The sequence below is a fragment of the Reyranella sp. genome (assembly GCF_052439685.1).
Lineage (GTDB): Bacteria > Pseudomonadota > Alphaproteobacteria > Reyranellales > Reyranellaceae > Reyranella.
The window spans coordinates 24,777-43,121 of record NZ_JBQVQG010000018.1 but is presented as its reverse complement, the minus strand read 5'-3'; the positions used below and the strand labels follow the sequence as shown (position 1 = coordinate 43,121).

General features: G+C 66.9%; 20 protein-coding genes. 3 read left to right on the top strand and 17 right to left on the bottom strand.

Annotated elements, in window-relative coordinates; genetic code table 11:
• Positions 1–39 precede the first annotated feature (39 nt).
• The 5 genes from mltA to ACT6UX_RS20750 all read right to left on the bottom strand — a co-directional run bounded on the left by mltA (position 40) and on the right by ACT6UX_RS20750 (position 5,009).
• A complete protein-coding gene (mltA, locus tag ACT6UX_RS20770; protein WP_444777056.1) occupies positions 40–1,143 on the bottom strand; it encodes a murein transglycosylase A in 1,104 nt (367 codons plus the stop codon).
• Between the two features lie 16 nt (positions 1,144–1,159).
• Positions 1,160–1,870, bottom strand: coding sequence for a Tim44/TimA family putative adaptor protein (locus tag ACT6UX_RS20765; RefSeq protein ID WP_444777055.1), 711 nt, complete (start codon positions 1,868–1,870; stop codon positions 1,160–1,162).
• A 91-nt stretch (positions 1,871–1,961) separates the two neighbouring features.
• Complete coding sequence (locus ACT6UX_RS20760) at positions 1,962–3,314, bottom strand: adenylate/guanylate cyclase domain-containing protein (RefSeq protein ID WP_444777054.1); 1,353 nt, start codon at positions 3,312–3,314, stop codon at positions 1,962–1,964.
• The gene (locus tag ACT6UX_RS20755; RefSeq protein WP_444777053.1) at positions 3,314–4,150 is read right to left on the bottom strand and encodes a class I SAM-dependent methyltransferase; all 837 of its coding nucleotides are present in this window, start codon (positions 4,148–4,150) and stop codon (positions 3,314–3,316) included. The genes ACT6UX_RS20760 and ACT6UX_RS20755 overlap by 1 nt, the downstream gene beginning before the upstream one ends.
• Positions 4,151–4,160: 10 nt before the next feature.
• Positions 4,161–5,009, bottom strand: a complete 849-nt coding sequence (locus ACT6UX_RS20750) for an MBL fold metallo-hydrolase (protein ID WP_444777052.1) — start codon at positions 5,007–5,009, stop codon at positions 4,161–4,163.
• Positions 5,010–5,208: 199 nt separating this feature from the next.
• Here ACT6UX_RS20750 and hspQ point away from each other — a divergent pair, with 199 nt between their 5' ends.
• A complete protein-coding gene (hspQ, locus tag ACT6UX_RS20745) occupies positions 5,209–5,580 on the top strand; it encodes a heat shock protein HspQ (RefSeq protein WP_444777051.1) in 372 nt (123 codons plus the stop codon).
• On the opposite strand, the gene ACT6UX_RS20740 is transcribed toward hspQ, so the two are convergent.
• From ACT6UX_RS20740 to ACT6UX_RS20715, 6 genes are all read right to left on the bottom strand, one after another.
• Positions 5,581–6,243, bottom strand: coding sequence for a cysteine hydrolase family protein (locus ACT6UX_RS20740; protein ID WP_444777050.1), 663 nt, complete (start codon positions 6,241–6,243; stop codon positions 5,581–5,583).
• Positions 6,243–7,754, bottom strand: coding sequence for an ABC transporter ATP-binding protein (locus ACT6UX_RS20735; protein ID WP_444777049.1), 1,512 nt, complete (start codon positions 7,752–7,754; stop codon positions 6,243–6,245). The genes ACT6UX_RS20740 and ACT6UX_RS20735 overlap by 1 nt, the downstream gene beginning before the upstream one ends.
• Positions 7,751–8,434: a biuret amidohydrolase gene (gene biuH, locus ACT6UX_RS20730; RefSeq protein WP_444777048.1), complete on the bottom strand. Its 684-nt coding sequence runs from the start codon at positions 8,432–8,434 to the stop codon at positions 7,751–7,753. The genes ACT6UX_RS20735 and biuH overlap by 4 nt, the downstream gene beginning before the upstream one ends.
• Before the next feature lie 8 nt (positions 8,435–8,442).
• Positions 8,443–9,369: an ABC transporter permease gene (locus ACT6UX_RS20725; RefSeq protein ID WP_444777047.1), complete on the bottom strand. Its 927-nt coding sequence runs from the start codon at positions 9,367–9,369 to the stop codon at positions 8,443–8,445.
• A gap of 2 nt (positions 9,370–9,371) precedes the next feature.
• Complete coding sequence (locus ACT6UX_RS20720) at positions 9,372–10,427, bottom strand: ABC transporter permease (RefSeq protein ID WP_444777046.1); 1,056 nt, start codon at positions 10,425–10,427, stop codon at positions 9,372–9,374.
• 213 nt (positions 10,428–10,640) lie between these two features.
• On the bottom strand, positions 10,641–11,753 hold the full coding sequence (locus ACT6UX_RS20715; RefSeq protein ID WP_444777045.1) for a BMP family ABC transporter substrate-binding protein: 1,113 nt from the start codon (positions 11,751–11,753) through the stop codon (positions 10,641–10,643).
• 214 nt (positions 11,754–11,967) lie between these two features.
• On the opposite strand from ACT6UX_RS20715, the gene ACT6UX_RS20710 reads away from it, so the two are divergent.
• The gene (locus ACT6UX_RS20710) at positions 11,968–12,627 is read left to right on the top strand and encodes a GntR family transcriptional regulator (protein ID WP_444777044.1); all 660 of its coding nucleotides are present in this window, start codon (positions 11,968–11,970) and stop codon (positions 12,625–12,627) included.
• 299 nt (positions 12,628–12,926) lie between these two features.
• Here the strand turns inward: ACT6UX_RS20710 and ACT6UX_RS20705 are convergent, their stop codons facing one another.
• The 6 genes from ACT6UX_RS20705 to rph all read right to left on the bottom strand — a co-directional run bounded on the left by ACT6UX_RS20705 (position 12,927) and on the right by rph (position 17,096).
• Positions 12,927–13,214: a GIY-YIG nuclease family protein gene (locus ACT6UX_RS20705; protein ID WP_444777043.1), complete on the bottom strand. Its 288-nt coding sequence runs from the start codon at positions 13,212–13,214 to the stop codon at positions 12,927–12,929.
• 230 nt (positions 13,215–13,444) lie between these two features.
• A complete protein-coding gene (locus ACT6UX_RS20700) occupies positions 13,445–13,657 on the bottom strand; it encodes a GIY-YIG nuclease family protein (RefSeq protein ID WP_444777042.1) in 213 nt (70 codons plus the stop codon).
• 88 nt (positions 13,658–13,745) lie between these two features.
• Positions 13,746–14,615 carry a transporter substrate-binding domain-containing protein gene (locus tag ACT6UX_RS20695; RefSeq protein WP_444777041.1) on the bottom strand — a complete coding sequence of 290 codons (870 nt, stop codon included), beginning with the start codon at positions 14,613–14,615 and terminating at the stop codon, positions 13,746–13,748.
• Positions 14,612–15,766 (bottom strand): radical SAM family heme chaperone HemW, encoded by a 1,155-nt coding sequence (gene hemW, locus ACT6UX_RS20690; protein ID WP_444777040.1) that lies wholly within the window; start codon positions 15,764–15,766, stop codon positions 14,612–14,614. The genes ACT6UX_RS20695 and hemW overlap by 4 nt, the downstream gene beginning before the upstream one ends.
• On the bottom strand, positions 15,763–16,377 hold the full coding sequence (gene rdgB, locus ACT6UX_RS20685) for an RdgB/HAM1 family non-canonical purine NTP pyrophosphatase (protein WP_444777039.1): 615 nt from the start codon (positions 16,375–16,377) through the stop codon (positions 15,763–15,765). The genes hemW and rdgB overlap by 4 nt, the downstream gene beginning before the upstream one ends.
• Positions 16,377–17,096, bottom strand: a complete 720-nt coding sequence (gene rph, locus ACT6UX_RS20680) for a ribonuclease PH (RefSeq protein WP_444777038.1) — start codon at positions 17,094–17,096, stop codon at positions 16,377–16,379. Before rph ends, rdgB begins: the two co-directional genes overlap by 1 nt.
• Before the next feature lie 121 nt (positions 17,097–17,217).
• On the opposite strand from rph, the gene hrcA reads away from it, so the two are divergent.
• On the top strand, positions 17,218–18,321 hold the full coding sequence (gene hrcA, locus ACT6UX_RS20675; protein ID WP_444777037.1) for a heat-inducible transcriptional repressor HrcA: 1,104 nt from the start codon (positions 17,218–17,220) through the stop codon (positions 18,319–18,321).
• The last annotated feature ends 24 nt before the right edge of the window (positions 18,322–18,345 follow it).

Here is an 18,345-nt window from a genome sequence, read left to right as displayed (position 1 = left end):
CGTTCCGGCGCTCGGGCGTGAGCCAAGACCGGGCGGGCTTCAGTTCTTGTTTGGCACCAGGATGATGGCGCGGCCGTCGCTGTTCATGCGGCCAGCCCAGTCTGCAGCCTGCGCGCCGGCGCCGTAGAAGACGTCGCCGCGGGCGGGCCCCTTGATGGCGGCGCCCGCGTCCTGAGCGATCATCAGGCGGCGGTACGGTTCCGTCGCGCCCGCCTTGCGGTAGACGGGACGGCGCGTGTCGATCCACACCGGCGTGCCATAGGGCGTGATCGTGGGATCCACCGCCATGCTGCGCTGGGCAGTAAGTGCAACGCCCTCGGCACCGATCGGTGCGGACGTTCTGGTATCCCGGAAGAAGATGTAGCGCTCGTTCTTGCGCATCACCTCGCGCGCCTGCTGGGGATTGCGCTTCAACCAGTCACGGATCGCCGGCCAGGTCGCATCTTCCTTCTTCATCACGCCCATCTCGACCAATACGGCGCCGATCGCCGTATAGGGCCGATTGTTGGAGCCGTCGAAGCCGAGCGTCATCGTGCCGCCTTCGGCGAGCTGGATACGACCGCTGCCCTGGACCTGGACCTCGAACAGGCCGACCGGATCCTGGACGTAGGCGATCTCCAGACCCTTGCCCTTCAGAGCCCCCGCCTCGATCTCCGCCCGCGTGTAGTAAGGCTTGTCCGTCAGGTCGGGCGGCTTGCGATAGACCGGCACGGTGAAGAGCCGCGAAGGCACCTTGCTGCCGCGCAGTTCCGGCTCAAAATAACCGGTGAACTTGCCGGGGGCCTTGACGATCAACGGCCGGAAATTCTCCTCGAAGAACATCCGTGATCCGCGCGCGTCGCCTGCCTTTACGGCGCCGGCTGCGTCGCAGATGCGAGACCATTCGGCCGGGGTGATCGTCTTTTCGCCGCCATCCGTGGCGATCCGGACGTCGGGGCCAGCCGTCAGTTTCGGGCAGGAGCGGCGGAATGCGACGAGCGCCTCGGCATGACGGTCCTGCGCCCACCCGGCGATCTCGTTGTAGGAGGTCGGCTCCATCGCAATCCGCTGCTGCGGCGGGGAGCCGGGGGTTCCGGCACAGGCGGAGAGAAGGCCGGCTGCAGCCAGCAAGGCCGCAACACCGGCAAGGAGTCTCCTTCGCATTCCCGGAAAAGCCTCCCTAGCCTTCGCTCTCGGTCTTCACGAGCTGCCAGTTGGGATCGCTCGACGTGGTGTCGCGACGGAACGTCCAGAGGTCGATGACCTTCTGCACTTCGTTCGGATTGCCGTCGACGATCTGGCTGTCGGCATTGCGCACGACGTTGATCTGCTCGCTGACGAAGCGCACCGTGACGACGGCATTCGGGCCCTGCATCTCCGCGCCGGCGATATCCGAGGCTTCGAAGCCGATCAGGGTCGTTTCGGCCTTCTCGTTGCGCTCGATGCGACCGCGGATGGCGCCTTCGAAGCTCGCGTAGGTGGTGCTGTCGAGCAGGGGCTTCAGTGTGGCGGTGTCGCCGCGTGCGAAAGCCTCGACGATGGCGGTGAAGGCTGCGCGCGCACCGCCGGTGAAACCGATCGGCTCGAAGGCCGGATCCGCGGCGCGAATGGCGGCAACGCCGGCGGTTGCCGTCGGCAGCACGGTGGCGCGAATGCCGCCGGGCCCGCTCGTGGCCGACGATTGACGCGGCGCTGGCGCATTCGCCGTCGGCAGCGGAACCACATTGTCGTTGCCTTGCGACGCGTCGCCGGCACGCGGCGCGGGCGGCGTGAGCGGATCGCGGGCGGGTGGCTGTTCGTTGCCCGTGCGTTTGCCGAGCACGGACCGCAGTCGCAGGATCAAGAAGACCGCGACCAACCCGATCAGGATGATGTCGTAGTTGTTACCCACGATGGCGCTCCACTGTCACAAATTACATAGGCTGCGAATGGGCAAAGGGCAAGGCGACCTCCCCGCCGCGCTTCCCGATCAGCCCCGCGCCTCAGGCGGCCAGCACCACAATATCGACAGATTCCGTGACCCCGCCAACTTTGCGATTGGGACGTCGCTCATGCGCCGCGGACGGCCGGTAGCCCTGACGCTCCGCGAGTGCAAAGGTTGCGCCGTCCGTGAGCGCGCGGGTCCCCTCTTCCTTGTTGTGCTTCTCGAGCTTCGCGGCGAGGTTGACGGCTTCCCCGATGACCGTGAATTCGAGCCGCTCGCCGTCGCCGACGGCCCCGAACACGACACGCCCCGACGCCACCGCGAGTCCGATCTCGAGCGGCGGCAGGCCGGCGGCTCGGCGCTCCTCGCGCCACGCGGCGGCCGCGGCCATCACGGCGTCGGCCGCCCGCAGCGCGTCCGCGGCGGCGGTGGCAGACGGCAACACGGCGCCGAACGATGCCAGGATGCCGTCGCCCAGGAACTTGTCGATGCTGCCGCCGGCCGCCGCGATCAGCGGGCAGACGCGGCCCTGGTAGTCCTGCAGGACCTTCATCACCTCGTCCGGCGGGAGCTCCATCGACAGGCGCGTAAATCCGCGCAGGTCGACCGTGAGGATGGCGACATCGCGCAGCTCGCCTTCACCCGCCGTGATCGAACTCGCCGCGCCGCGGATGCGCGCCGCGACTCCGGGATCGAAGAACCGCGACAGATCCTGGGCCGCGGTGCTTTCGCTTACCGCCTGCACCAGCAGATGACGGGCCCGCGAGATGGCGAGCGCCAGCACCAGGGTGGTGAGCAGGATGGCGATGATCTTGTCGACCTCGGCATGCACCAGCAGGGCGTTCGAGGTCATGTACTCGACGAAGTCGTCGGTCGGATTGGCCGGTCCGCCGCGCCCACCCACGGCGTAGAGGATGAGGCCGATCCACCCGGCGATCGCGGTCAGGCCGGTGAACACCACGAAGCGCGCTTCGAAGCGGAGTGCGCGGAGCGCAATGAAGAGGAACACGTACAGGAGCGTCGGCACCTTCAGATAGAAGACGGCCGGCTGGGCATACTTGTAATGGAACGAGTAGATCAGCCCCATCAGCAGGAGCATGTCGGCAATCACCGACAGATAGAGCATCCAGGGCCGCAGGAGGCGCGCGTAGGCCAAGGCCAGGCGCAGGAGACAGAAGGCGCCGTAGATGACCAGCACCTCGAATTCGAAGGAGTAGTCCTCCTGGACCACACCGCCCGGCATGGAACTGGTTTCGTAGACCGTGCCGACCAGCACGACGATGACGAGCTGGACCCAGCCGATCAGGATCTCGCTCTGCTCCTGCTGGCGTTCAATCGCCGCACGCACGCGCTCGGGGAGCTGGGCCGCATCGCCGCTGCCGAACAACCAGAGGCGCAGGCGGCGCAGCATCAGCGCTTTTCCAGCCAGAGGCTGGCGGGGAGCGCATCCGGCGGCCGCGGCAGGCGCGAGATCACCGAGGCGGCGAGGCGGTCGCTCATGCGACGCTCCGCCCACACACTGGAGAAGAGCGGCTTGAAAGCGCCGCTCGTCAGCATCGGCACCACGCCCTGCTGCTCGTTGTAGGCGCGCCAGCCCCAGATCGAGGGATAGTCGAACGGCAGGAAGATGTCGTGGATGTGCACCAGCACGCCGGCGGGCAGGCGCGGCAGGACGCGGTTCAGCAGGATGTCGACGTCGCTGCCCGGCATCAGGATGTGGCTGGAATCGATGAACAGCACGTCGCCCTGCACCAGCCCGTCGAAGACGGTGTCCGGGGCGGCCTGCAGGGTCGACGATTTCACGCGGACCCCCGGCAGGTCGGCAATATCGGCGCGCGGTGCCGGATCGATCGCCAGAATCTCGCCGACGCCCCCCAGGGCTTTGGACAGCAGCCGGGTCGAATGGCCGGAGCCCACTTCGATGATGCGACGCGGCTTGCGCTCCCGGACCAGGGCATAGGCCACGGCGGCATCGAGCGACGGAAACCACGATTGCTCGAACATCGCCTTGCAGCTCTCGAGCGCCTCCGCCCGCGCGTCGACCGCGTCGAGGACGGCGGCGAACTGGTCGGCATGCTCCTCGAACAGGCGCTCGATCGCGGGGTAGGGCGGCTGCGCACCCGGCGGCGGCAGCAAGGGCGCATAGCGGTGCGGAATGAACCAGCCGCGCGGCTTCAGGCCGAGCACGGTCGGCAGTCCCAGGGCGAATCGCCGCCAGCGGCCGCGAAGCTTCGATTTGGCGCTCATCGCGATTTCTTCACGGCGTCAGCGTCAGGCCTTCATGGGCGACGAGGACCCGCGGCAGCCCGCTCGCGGCAATGCCTGGGCGAGCGATCGCGGCCTCCCGGGCGATACCGTCCATGAAGGCGTCGTCGTGGCCGGGATCGTGATGGAAGATCGCCAGAGTGCCGACCCCCGCCGCATCGGCGACGCGCACACCCTCCTGCCAGGTCGAGTGGCCCCAGCCGCGATAGCGGACGTATTCTTCGTCAGTGTAGCTCGAATCGTAGATCATCACGTCGGCGCCGCGGCACAGGTCGACGATCGTGGAGTCGCGTTCGCCGTCGCGATGTTCGGTGTCCGTGATGTAGCAGATCGACTTGCCGAGATGGTCGATGCGATAGCCCGTGGCCCCGTTGGGATGATTGAGGGGGATCGTGCTCACCGCGACGGTGCCGCACGACAGGTTCTCGCCCGACTTGAACTCGCGGAACTCGACGCGGGCCTGGAAGACGTCGAGCGACACGGGATAGAGCGGCGCCTGCATCAGGTGGCCGACCACCTTCTTCAGCGTGTAGGGCGCCTCGAGATGGCCGGCCCACATCCGCACCGAATTGCGCCGGTCGAACAACGGCGCAAAGAAGGTGAGTCCCGAGATGTGGTCCAGATGGGTGTGGGTGAAATAGATGTCGATGTCGAGGGGCGGATGGCGGGCCAGTTCCACGCCGAGCGTGCGAATACCCGTGCCGGCGTCGAAGATCAGGCGACGACCGCCGGCGGTGACTTCCAGGCACGACGTATTGCCGCCATAGCGCACATATTCGGCGCCGGGACACGAGATGGATCCCCGGACGCCCCAGAAGCGGACTTTCAGACCTTCGACCAATTAACCCTTCCCAGCGAGTAGTGCGCCAGAGTCCACAGGCAGGTGCATCCCGTCAACCGATGCGCGAGGCTCCCGGAAACTGGCCGCATTCTTGCGTGGCGATCCGGGTGGCTGTTTTTCGCGTATTCTTGCAGTCGGCGGTCGAATCCGGCGTCCCGACTGCGTTGCCTGCCGGCCCGTTCGGAGCAATACTTTGCCTATGGAACCCATCAATCAGGCTTCTACCCCAGCGCTGGCCGCGCCGCCCGTGCGTTGCGCCAAGTTCGCCATCGGCCAGGTGGTGAAGCACCGCATCTACCCCTTTCGCGGCGTGATCTTCGACGTCGACCCGGTGTTCGCCAACACCGAGGAGTGGCTGTCCTCGATCCCCGAAGAGGTGCGGCCGCGCCGCGACCAGCCCTTCTACCATCTGCTCGCCGAGAATGCGCAGACCACCTACGTGGCCTACGTGTCGGAGCAGAACCTGCTGGCCGACGATACCGGCAAACCGGTCTCGCATCCGCAGGTGCCGCAGTTCTTCAAGGAAATGAAGCGCGGCCACTACGTCTCGCGCGAGCGCTCGCTGCACTAGTCAGCGAAGCGCCTCGGCGATCTGATCGACGGTGGCGGTCCAGCCGACGATCGCGCCCTGGGCGCGGATCATGTCGAGCGTGGCCTTCTTGAATTCCGGGAAATAGCTTTCGGTCGCGTCCTCGGCCAACAGACATTCGAAGCCGCGATCGTTGGCCTCGCGCATGGTCGTCTGCACGCAGACCTCGGTCGTGACGCCGGCGAATACGAGATGCGTGATCCCGCGCTCCGCCAATATGTCGCCGAGCGGGGTCGCGTAGAACGCTCCCTTCCCCGGCTTGTCGAGGACGATCTCGCCCGGCCTCGCCGCCAGCTCCGGCACGATGTCGGCACCCGGCTCGCCGGCGATCAGGATGCGGCCCATCGTGCCCGGATCGCCGATCCGCATCGACGGCTTGCCGCGCAGGCGCTTGGCCGGCGGGCAGTCCGACAGATCGGGCCTGTGGCATTCGCGGGTATGGATGATCGGCAGCCCGGCGCTCCGGAACGCCTCGATCAGCCGTCCGACCGTCGGCACGATCGCCGACAGAAGACTGACATCGTTGCCCAGCGTGGCGCCGAAGCCGCCCGGCTCGATGAAGTCGCGCTGCATGTCGATCACGATCAGCGCGAGATGCGCCGGATCGAAACTGAAATCGAACGGCTGTGCGGCAATGGTTTTCATCAGTGACCCGCCATGGCGCGGCCGATGGCGCCGACGTCGGCACTGGCCGCATCGGTCTGCAGTGCCAGCTTGCCGTCGAACATGACGACGATGCGGTCGGAGAGCTGAAGGATTTCGTCGAGGTCCTCGCTGACCAGCAGCACGGCGGCGCCGCGGTTGCGGGCCTGGACGATGCGGGCGCGGATCTCGGCGACGGCGGCAAAGTCGAGGCCGAAGCAGGGATTGGCCACGATCAGCAGGTCGCCTTCGCTCGACAGCTCGCGCGCCAGGACCGCGCGCTGAACGTTGCCGCCGGACAGGCCGCGGATGGCGGCGTCCGGTCCCGGCGTCTTCACCTTGTAGGCCTCGATGAGCTTTCGCGCCGTCTCGCGCATCGGGCCCCGCTTGAGCCAGATGCCGTTCGACGAAGAGGGCGGCTGGTCGAAGGAGCGCAGCGCGATGTTCTCGGCCACCGACATATCGGCGACGCAGGCGTTGCGCAGCGGCTCTTCCGGCAGGCAGGCGATCTTGTGACGGACCATCTCGGGCCGCGTCGCGCTGTAGACCTCGCCGTGCACCAGCATCCGGCCGGCCGCGACGTCACGCTGGCCGGCCAGCGTTTCCACCAGTTCGCGCTGGCCGTTGCCCGACACACCGGCCACACCGACGATCTCGCCGGCGCGGATGTCGAGTGCCAACTCTTCGACCGCAAGCTGGCCGACATTGTCGGCGACGCTCAGGCCTTCGAGCTTCAGCACCGCCTTGCCCGGCGCCCGGCTCTCGCGCTCCACCACGGTGCGCGTCTCGCGCCGGCCGACCATCATCTCGGCCATCATGTCGTTGTCGAGTTCGCTCGTCGGCCTGGTGCCGATCAGCTGGCCACGGCGCAGCACGGTGACGGCGTCGCAATAGGTGTTCACTTCCCGGAACTTGTGCGTGATGGTGACGATGGTGATCTGTCCGTTCGTCGTCAGCTTCTTCAGCGTCGTCAGCACCTCGTCGGCCTCGTCGGGCGTCAGCACCGAGGTCGGCTCGTCGAGGATCAGCAGGTTGCGCTTGAGATAGAGCTGACGAAGGATCTCGCCCTTCTGCTTCTGCCCGGCGGCCAAGTCGGCGACGGGCATGTCCACCGGAACGGTGAACGGCGTCGTCTCGAAGAAGGCTTTGAGCGCCCGCCGCTCCGCCGCCCAGTCGATCACCGCCGGCAGGTCGCCGCGCGACAACACGAAGTTTTCCAGCACCGTCATGTTCGGCACCAGCGTGAAGTGCTGGTAGACCATGCCGAGCCCCAGCTCGTGCGCCTGGCGCGGATGGGCGATCTCGACCTCGCGGTCGTTCAGCAGGATCTGGCCCTGATCGGCGGCGTAATAGCCCATGGCGCACTTCACCAAGGTGCTCTTGCCGGCACCGTTCTCGCCCAGCAGCGCATGAAAGGCGCCGGCCTCGATCTTCACCGACACATCGTCGAGCGCGGCCATCGCGCCGAAGCGCTTGGTGAAACCGATCAGCTCGAGGGACGGCGCCGTCGTCACGCCAGCGCCTTCAGGATCGCGGCCGAGTTGGCGACGGCGCCGAACACGCCGCCCTGCATCTCGACCATCTTCAAGGCAGCGGCGTGATTGCCGGGATCGGTGGCGCCGGTGCAATCCTCCAGGATCAGGCATTCGAAGCCGCGATCGTTGGCTTCGCGCATCGTCGTGTGGACGCAGACATCGGTGGTGATCCCGGTCAGCACCAGATTGTCGATGCCGCGCGTGCGCAGCATCAGTTCGAGATCGGTGGCGCAGAACGAGCCCTTGCCCGGCTTGTCGACGATCGGTTCGCCGGCGATCGGCGCGAGATCGGGGATGATCTCCCAACCCGGCTCGCCGCGCACCAGGATGCGGCCGCAGGGGCCGGGATCGCCGATGCCGGCGCCGATCTGCTGCGAGCGCCAGCGCTTGTTGGCCGGCAGGTCGGAGAGATCGGCCCGATGACCCTCGCGGGTATGGATCACGGTCCAGCCGGCTTTCCGTGCGGCGGCGAGCAGCATCTTGATCGGCTCGATCGGCGCGCGCGTCAGCGACAGGTCGTAGCCCATCTTGTCGACATAGCCGCCGCCGCCGCAGAAATCCGTCTGCATGTCGATGATGACCAGCGCGGTGTTGTCGGCGCGCAGGTCGCCGTTCCACGGCCAGGCATAGGGGCGCGAGTCGATGTGGGTCTTGGTCATGGCGGCTCCTACTTGACGGCGCCCAGCTCGGCCGGCGCGCCGCGCAGGCTGCGCGCGGGCGAGCAGGTGGCGATCATCAGGGCGAGGGTGAGGACATAGGGCGCGGCGCTGAACAGGTAGTAGCCCTGGGTCACGCCGACCGACTGAAGCGCCGGGCTGATCGCGCCGGCCGCGCCGAACAGCAGCGAGGCCCACAGGCAGCGGATCGGGTCCCAGCGTGCGAAGATCACCAGCGCCACGGCCATCAGGCCCTGGCCGCTCGACAGGCCTTCGTTCCAGCTTCCGGGATAATAGAGCGACAGGAAGGCGCCGCCGATGCCCGCGAAGGCACCGCCGACCGCCGTCGCCAGCAGGCGCACCCGACCGACCGAAGCGCCGATCGCCAGCGCCGCATCGACGCTCTCGCCGGCCAGGCGGACGATCAGGCCCCAGCGCGTGTTCTTCAGCGCCCAGGCCAGCGAGAAGGCGAGCGCGATGCCGATGAGGAACAGCGGATTGACCTGCAGCGCCTGCTGCACCTGCGGGAGGCTGCTCCAGCCGCCGAGGTCGAGCGCGCCGAGATTGGGCGCCTTGGGCTGGATGTAGGGCTTGCCCAGGAAGAAGGCGAGGCCGGTGCCGAACAGCATCAGGCCGATGCCGGTGGCGATGTCGTTGACCTTGGGCAACTGGCAGAGCCCCGCATGCAGCGCGCCCAGCAGCAGGCCGACGAACGCCGCCACCAGCACGCCGAGCCACGGCGAGCCACTCAGCAGTGCCGTGCCGTAGGCGCTCATCGCGCCCATCATCAGCGTGCCTTCGAGGCCGAGGTTGATGCGGCCGCTGCGCTCGGTCAGGCACTCGCCGAGGCTGACGAAGATGAACGGCGTGCTGACGCGGATGGCGCCCGCCAGCATGGCGAGAGGCACGCCCCACAGACCGATGTCGCTGCCGTCCATGCTCAGCGTCCCTCCACCGCTCTGAAGCGCCACAGCCAGGTCCACGAGCGGCCGTACAGCGTTTCGCTGGCCAGGATGCACACGAAGATGATGCCCTGCAGGACGACCACCGCCGCATCCGGCAGGTCGAGCCGGCGCTGCAGCAAACCGCCGCTGGCGCCGATGCCGCCCAGCAGGATGGCGACCGGAATGATCGCCAGCGGATGATGGCGCGCCAGGAAGGAGACGAGGATGCCGGTGAAGCCGTAGCCGACGGCCAGCGAGGCATTGGCCTTGCCGTGCACCGCCGCGACCTCGACCATGCCGGCGAGGCCCGCCGCCGCGCCACCGGCGGCGCAGGCGACCAGCACGTAGCGCCCGACATTGAGGCCCATCATGCGCGCGGTCTTGGGGTTGCCGCCGATCACCTGCATGGCGAAGCCGAAGGTCGTGAAGCGCTGCACGCCGTAGCAGAGCAGGCAGGCCACGATCCCGAAGGCGAGACCCCAATGGACGTCGCTGCCGCCGATCGTGCCCAGCATGTTGGCGTCGCCGATCGGATGCGTCGATGGCTTGTTCAAGCTCGACGGGTCGCGCAGCGGGCCCTCGACGAAATGATTCATCAGGGCGATGGCGATGTAGGTCAGCAGCAGGCTGGAGATCGTCTCGTTGACGCCGCGATACTGGCGCAGGCCGCCCGCCAGAGCGATCCAGGCGCCGCCAACGATCATCGCTGCCGCCGCCATGGTGAGTTGCACGATCAGCGGCCCCGAGTTCGATACCGCAACGCCGGCCGCCGCGGCGGCGACGCCGCCCAGGACGAGCGCGCCTTCGTTGCCGATGATGATCAGCCCGAGGCGCGCCGGCAGCGCCGTGCACAGCGCCGTCAGGATCAGCGGCGCCGCGCGCGTGAGCGTGTTCTGGAAGGAGAACCAGCTGCCGAACGCGCCCTGATACATGAGTGCATAGGCCTCGAACGGATCGACGCCGGCATAGAAGACGAGCAGCAGGCCGAAGATCACCGCCGACGCCAGCAGGGCCAGCGCCGAGACGGCGATGCGTTCGAGGGCCGTGTTCATGCCTTTGCTCTCCGTCGTCTCGACCGGAGCGCGCAGCGCGGAGTGGAGAGACCCTCGCTCCACCAAAAACTGGCTGATCGGGGAGAGAAGGTCTCTCCACTCCGCCTCGCTACGCTCGGCTTCGGTCGAGACGACGGGTTAACGGGCGACATGCGATAGCCCTATGTCAGACGGGGGAGGAGAAGAGTTGCTCGCCTCACGCGTGCGCGGCGCTTAGGACGTCGCGCCCAGGACGCCTTCGACCAGATAGTTCATGCCTTCGAGCACCGGCTCCGTCTGGGTGTAGGTCGTGCCGGCGGCGATGACGGTGTTGCCCTTGTTGTCCTTCAGCGGCCCCTTGAAGATCGCGAAGCTGCCGTCGACGATGCCCTTGCGGGCCTCCTCGACCTTGGCCTTTGCCGCGTCGGAGACCGCGGGGCCGAACGGCGAATTCTTGACGTAGCCTGCCTTGAGGCCGCCGCGCACGAAGTTGCCCGGCACGCCGCCCTTCTTCATCGTCTCGACGAAGTCGACGTAGATCTTCTCCCACTGCCACTCGGCGCCGGTGAGGTAGCCCTTGGGCGCGAGCTTGGCCTGGTTGGTGTGATAGCCGCAGGTGTAGATGCCGGCGCGCTCGGCGGTCTCGATCACGACCTTCGGGCTGTCGACATGGCAGGTCACGACATCGACGCCCTGCGCGATCATCGAGTTGGTGGCCTCGGCTTCCTTGACCGGCAGCGACCAGTCGCCGGTGAAGATCACCTGGCAGGTGACCTTGGGATTGACCGAACGCGCGCCCAGGGTGAAGGCGTTGATGTTGCGCAGCACTTGCGGGATCGGCTTGGCGGCCACGAAGCCGATCTTGCCGCTCTTGGTGGTCGACCCGGCGACGATGCCGCTGAGATACTGCGCCTCGTCGATGTAGCCGAAGTAACTGCCGGTGTTCGTCGGGTTCTTGCCCGCGGTCCACAGGCCGCCACAGTGGCGGAACTGGATCTTCGGATACTTGGCCGCCATGCGCAGCATGTGCGGGTCGAAGTAGCCGAACGAGGTCGGGAACAGCAGCGTGGCGCCGTCCATGTTGATCATGCTCTCCATCGATTTCTCGACGGCGACCGTCTCCGGCACCTTCTCTTCCTCGACGACCTTCACGCCGGCCATCTTCTTGAGGACGGCCGCGCCCTCGGCATGGGCCTGGTTGTAGCCGTAGTCGTCGCGCGGGCCGACATAGATGAAGCCCACCACCAGCGGCTTCTGCGCCTGGGCGCCGCCCGCGAGACCGAGAACGGCCGCGCCCGCCGCGCTGCCCAGAAGTGCCCGCCGGCCGATATTGAACTTGTCGATCATCGAACGTCCCCCTCGATCGCGTGTCCGGCCGTCGTGGCCCGAAAGGGAAACAGCAAGCGGTGTGCCACGCCTCGGAGGCCCTAAAAGCAGGCGAATCCGCGAGAAACCGACAGTTTTCCCGCCTGAATTGTATGCAATTTCACATCATTGCATTCTTTTTGAGCATGACTGAGTACAGTTTCGGCTTTGGCATCCATCTTGTATGCAACTCGGTATGCGTACCGACACCAACCCGACCCTGGCCGACAAACTCGCTGCGGCAATCGCCGACGGCATCCTCAACGGCAGGTTGCCGCCCGGAGAACGCCTCGATGAGGCGGGCCTCGCCGAGCAGCATGGCGTATCCCGCACCCCCGTCCGCGAGGCGCTGCGCCAGTTGGCGATGAGCGGCCTGATCGACATGCGCCCGCGCAAGGGCGCCATCGTTTCCAAGGCGACGCCCGAGGAGATCGAAAGCCTGTTCGTGGCGATGGCCGAGATGGAAGCGACCTGTGCCCGGCTCGCGGCCATGAGCATGACGCCGATCGAGCGGCGGCGGCTGCAGGCACGGCACGAGGCGATGATGGCGCTGGCGTCGGCGGGCGAGACCGAAGCTTATTCGGATGCCAACGTCGCCTTCCATTCGGCGATCTATGCGGGATCACACAATGCGCCGCTCGCCGAATACGCAATGAACCTGCGCCGCCGGGTCGCTCCCTATCGCCGCGCCCAGTTCCGCGTGGACGGCCGCCTGCTGCGCTCCAACCAGGAACACGACGCCGTCGTCCGCGCGATCGTCTCCGGCGACGCCACCGGCGCCCACGCCTCGATGATCCATCACGTCAGCCTGGTCGAAGACGCCTTCGAAGCCTTCGCCGCCATCAACGCGGCCTGAGACGACTACGAAAAAGGTCCTTCATCTCGACGGGAGCCGAGCGCAGCGAGGCGAAGCGGGAAGGTCTTTCTCCACGATTTGCCGGCTTTTGGTCGAGCGAAGGTCTCTCCGCTCCGCGCCTGCGGCGCTCCGGTCGAGACGACGGATAAAAGTAAGTAGGACCGTCATCTCGACCGGAGCCTCGCGGTGCGAAGCGTAGCGGAGAGATCTTGTCTCTACGATTTGCCGGCTTTTGGTTGAACGAAGGTCTCTCCGCTCCGCACCTTCGGTGCTCCGGTCGAGACGACGGATGTTGTGAGCTAATGTATCTCGTTCGACAGATCCAACCATTCGGGATTGGCGCTCTCGATCAGCGCGATTTTCTTTTCGCGGCGCCACTTCTTGATCTGCTTCTCGCGTTCGATCGCTTGAGGCGCTGTCTCATGCGATTCGAGATAGACGAGTTTGGTGATGTTGTAGCGAGACGTGTGCTCCGACTGTCCCTGGCGGTGTTCTTCCAGCCGACGACCCATATCGGTCGTGATCCCGACATAGAGTGCGCGATGGTTTGGGCTGGCGAGAATGTAGACGACGGGTTGGCGGGCCATGCGGGTCTATTCTGCGAAGGCCTTTTGTTTCGGCAAGGTCTCTCCGATACGCGCCTGCGGCGCTTCGGTCGAGACGGCGGACAAAAATTGAACCGTCATCTCGACCGGAGCCTCGCGCAGCGAGGCGTAGCGGAGAGATCTTCTCTCCACGATATGCCGGCTTTTGGTTGAACGAAGGTCTCTCCACTCCGCACCTTCGGTGCTCCGGTCGAGACGACGGATGTTGTGAGCTAATGTATCTCGTTCGACAGATCCAACCATTCGGGGTTGGCGCTTTCGATCAGCGCGATCTTCTTGTCGCGCCGCCATTTCTTGATCTGTTTCTCGCGCTCGATCGCTTGTGGCGCAGTCTCATGCGATTCGAGATAGATAAGTTTGGTGATGTTGTAGCGAGACGTGTGCTCCGACTGGCCTTGTCGGTGTTCGTCCAGCCGACGGCCCATATCGGTCGTGATCCCGACATAGAGCGCGATGGTTCGGACTGGCGAGAATGTAGACGACGGGCCGGCGCGCCATATGGGAACTCGCCCCTCAGTTCAGCGCGAACGGGAAGTACTTCTCGTTGAGCTTCTTGTAGGTGCCGTCGGCCATCATCTCGGCGAAAGCCTTGTTCAGCGCTTCGCGCAGCTTGCCGTCTTCCTTGCGCAGGCCCGCGGCGACGCCGACGCCCAGGGTCTGTGTGTCCTTGATGTCCTGGCCGACCAGCTCGCAGCACTTGCCCTCGGGCTTCTGGCTCCACAGCCAGAGCTGCGCCTTGTCGCCGAACACCGCGTCGACCTCGTCGTTGGCCAGCGCGGTCAGCGCTTCCTGCACCGACGCGTAGCGCTTGAGCTGGGCGGAGCGGCGGAAACTCTTGTCGGCCCAGTCGGCATGCGTCGAATCCTTCTGGATGCCGATGCGCTTGTTGCGCAGAAGCGACGGCGGCCCGTCATAGGGGGCGCCTTTGGGGGCGATGAAGGCCCCGGGCGAGAGGTAGTAGCGGCGCGACAGGCCCATGCGCTGGCGTCGCTCGCGCGTCACTTCCATCGACGACATGATGATGTCGAACTTCTTTTCCAGCAGGCCGGGGATCAGCTCGTCCCATTTCAGCGCGATGAACTCGCACTCGGCCTTGATGCGCTGACAGGCCTCCTGCGCCAGCTCCATCTCGAAGCCGGCCGGCATACCCTTGCGGTCGAGATAGTTGAAGGGCGGGAAAGCCGCCTCGGTGGCGATGGTGATCTTGAAAGCGGGCGGCGTGAACGGCGACTTCGGTCCCGGCTTGGCGGCCGGGGCTGCCGCGGCGGGTTTGGCGCCCGGTGCAGGCTTCGCCGACGGCTTCGGCGCCTGCGGTTGCGGCTGTTGCGCCGCCGCGACGGCCGTCATTGCGACCAGTGCCAGGAGACTGAGCAGCAGCCTCATGCGACCAGCCGCTCCAGAAGCGCGTTGAGCCGCTGCCGGCCCTCGGACGTCGCGCGCAGATGGGTGGGGTCGATTTCGAGGAAACCCGCGCGCACCAGCGGTTCGAGCCGCGCGGCCTCGATCGTTTCAACCGGATCGACACCCGTGACGGACGCAAAGGTGGCGCGGTCGATGCCGTCGGCCAGCCTCAGTCCCATCATCAATGCCTCCTCCACCATGTCCTGCCCCTCGACCGACGAGGTCTCCGCCGTGCCGTGGCCCGTCCGCTCGACGGACTCCAGCCAGGCTTCAGGCCCGCTCGACCGCCGGGTCGCCCTCTTGGCGCTGCCGACGGCGAAGCGGCCATGCGCCCCCGGTCCGATCCCGACGTAATCCTGATACCGCCAATAGATCAAATTATGGCGGCAGGCGGCACCGGCCTGCGCATGGTTCGAAATCTCGTAGGCCGGCATGCCGGCCTGGGTGAGCCGCGCCTGTGTGTGCTCGAACAGGGCGGCGGACGTCTCCTCGTCCGGCAGCACGAAATTGCCGCGGGCATGGTCGGTGAAGAAGCGTGTCCCGCGCTCGATGGTGAGCTGGTAGAGCGAGAGGTGCTCGCCGGCCAGCGCGAGCGCCCGCTCCAGCTCCTCGGCCCATGCCTCCGGCGTCTGGCCGGGCCGTGCGTAGATCAGGTCGAAGGAATGGCGCGCGAAATGACGCCGCGCGGTGGCGAGCGCTTCCAGCGCTTCGTCCGTCGAATGCTCGCGGCCGAGGAATTTCAGCGCCTGAGGATCGAGCGCCTGGACGCCGAGCGACACGCGATTGACGCCGGCCTCGGCCAGGGCGGCGAAGCGGCTGGCCTCGACCGAGGTCGGGTTGGCTTCCAGGGTGATCTCGATCTCGGGCGCGCTGTCCCAGAGCTGGCGTGTGCGCGCGATCAGGGCCGCGACGGTCTCGGGCTCCATCAGCGAGGGTGTGCCGCCGCCGAAGAACATCGTTTCGACCCGCCGGCCTGGTGCCTCGCGCGCGGCATGTTCGAGCTCGCGCAACAGCGCCGCCCGCCAGCGCGCCTGTTCGACGCCGTCGCGGACGTGGCTGTTGAAATCGCAGTAGGGGCACTTCGACTTGCAGAAGGGCCAATGGACATAGACGCCCAGGGGCGCCGGGCTCATCCGAAGCAGGCCTCGACCATCATCCGGAAGGCGCGGCCACGATGGCTGATGGCGTTCTTCTCGCCGTCGGACATCTCGGCCGTCGTGCGCGTTTCCCCGACGGGCTGGAAGCACGGATCGTAGCCATGCCCGCCCGTCCCGCGCGGCGGCCAGACGATGGCGCCGTCGAGCGTGCCGTGGAACAGCTCGACATGCTCGTCGGGCCAGGCCAGCGCCAGCACGCAATGGAAGGTCGCCACGCGCGCCGCATCGGTCTGCGGCACCTTGCGCGCCGCGAGCTCGTCCTGGATGCGACGCATGCCGACCATGGCATCGCGCGTCGGCCCTTCCCAGTCGGCGGTGTAGACGCCGGGCTGGTGATCGAGCGCGTGCACGCTGAGGCCGGAATCGTCGGCGAGCGACGGCAATCCGCTTCCCCGCACCGCCGCCAGCGCCTTGAGCATGGCATTGTCCTCGAAGGTCGTTCCCGTCTCGTCGGGCGCCGGCAGGCCGAGATCGGCGGCCGAAACGATCTCGACGCCGAATGGGGCCAGCATGGTGCGGATCTCGCCCGCCTTGCCGCGATTGTGGGTCGCCACAACGAGCCTGGGCAGAGCGAAGCGCCGCGCCATCAGCTCTTCCCGACGGCCAGCTTCTGCAGGCTCACCAGTTCGCCGATGCCCTTCTTGGCCAGCGCGAGCAGTTCGAGGAACTGCGCCTCGGTGAACGGGTCCTTTTCGGCCGTGCCCTGCACCTCGACGATGCCACCGGCCCCGGTCAGCACGAAGTTGGCGTCGGCGTCGGCCTTGGAATCCTCGGGGTAGTCGAGGTCGAGCACGGCGGCGCCCTCCCACAGGCCGCACGAGACCGCGGCGACGGTACCCGTCAGCGGACTGACCACCAGCTTGCCGTCCTTGATCAGGCGTTCGAAGGCGAAGTGCAGGGCCACCCAGGCACCGGTGATGCTGGCGGTGCGCGTGCCGCCGTCGGCCTGCAGCACATCGCAATCGATGTTGATCTGACGCTCGCCCATGGCCTGCAGGTTCACGACGGCGCGCAGCGAGCGGCCGATCAGGCGCTGGATCTCCTGGGTGCGGCCTGACTGCTTGCCGCGCGCGGCCTCACGGTCCGTGCGGGTGTGGGTCGAACGCGGCAGCATGCCGTATTCGGCCGTCACCCAGCCCTTGCCGCTGTTGCGCATCCACGGCGGGACCTTTTCGTCGACCGAGGCGGTGCAGAGAACGTGCGTGTCGCCGAACTTGACCAGGCACGACCCCTCGGCGTGACGGGAAAAGCCGGGTTCCAGGGAAACCGGGCGAAGCTGGTCGGGGGCGCGGCCTGATGGGCGCATTTATTTCTCCTGCGGGGCGGGCGGCGGTGTGTAGCGCCCGGGCGAAGGCGAATCCAGCCGCCATCCGGCATCAGGACAGTGTTCATTGACCGTGCTGTCCGTACTACCTACATCTTTTACCATGGCGATCCACCGAATCGGCGTGCCCGGGGGCGCCCAAGCCGACCCCCCGACCGGGCAACGAGCCGCCTCTGTGGCGGAACTGAACGAGCGCGCACGCGAGGTGCTGCGCCATGTCGTGGAAGGTTATGTCGAAACCGGCGAGCCGGTGGGCTCCCGGGCACTCACCCGCAAGCTGACCGAGACGCTGTCGCCGGCCACCATTCGCAACATCATGGCCGACCTGCAGGATGCCGGTCTCCTCTACGCGCCCCACACCTCCGCCGGCCGCCTGCCGACCGACGCCGGGCTGAAATTGTTCGTGAACGGCCTGCTGGAGGTCGGCAACGTCTCCGAGGAGGAGCGCGAGTCGATCGAGGCGCGCTGCGCCACGTCGGGTCGCACCGTCACCGAGGCGCTGGAGCAGGCGACGGCGATGCTGTCGGGCCTGTCGCGTTGCGCCGGCCTGGTCATGGCGCCCAAGACCGAGCAGCCGCTGAAGCACATCGAGTTCGTCAACCTTGGCCCCGGCCGCGCGCTGGTCGTCACGGTGACGCAGTCGGGCCATGTCGAGAACCGCGTCATCGACACGCCCATCGGCATGCCGCCATCGGCGCTGACCGAGGCCAGCAACTATCTCAATGCGCGGCTGAGCGGGCGCACCTTCGACGAGGCGCGCCGGCTGATCCTGGAAGACATCAAGCTGAAGCGCGCCGAGTTGAACGACCTCACCGCGCGCGTGATCGAATCGGGTCTCGCGACCTGGTCGGGCGAGCCGGGCGGCGGGTCGCTGATCGTGCGCGGCCAGGCCCGCCTGCTCGAAGACATCACGGCGATCGAGGATCTCGAGCGCGTCCGCATCCTGTTCGACGCTTTGGAGCGCGGCGAGAGCTTCGTGCGCCTGCTCGAACTCGCGAACACCGCGTCGGGCGTGCAGATCTTCATCGGCGCCGACAATCCGCTGTTCGCCAACACCGGCTGTTCGATGGTGGTGTCGCCGTTCCGCGATTCGCAGGAACGCATCCTCGGCGCCATCGGCGTGATCGGTCCCACGCGTCTCAACTATGCGCGCATCATTCCCCTGGTCGACTACACCGCCCGCGCGATCGGGCGAATGGTGGGTTAGGGTGCGTCGAGACGCGCCGTAGTC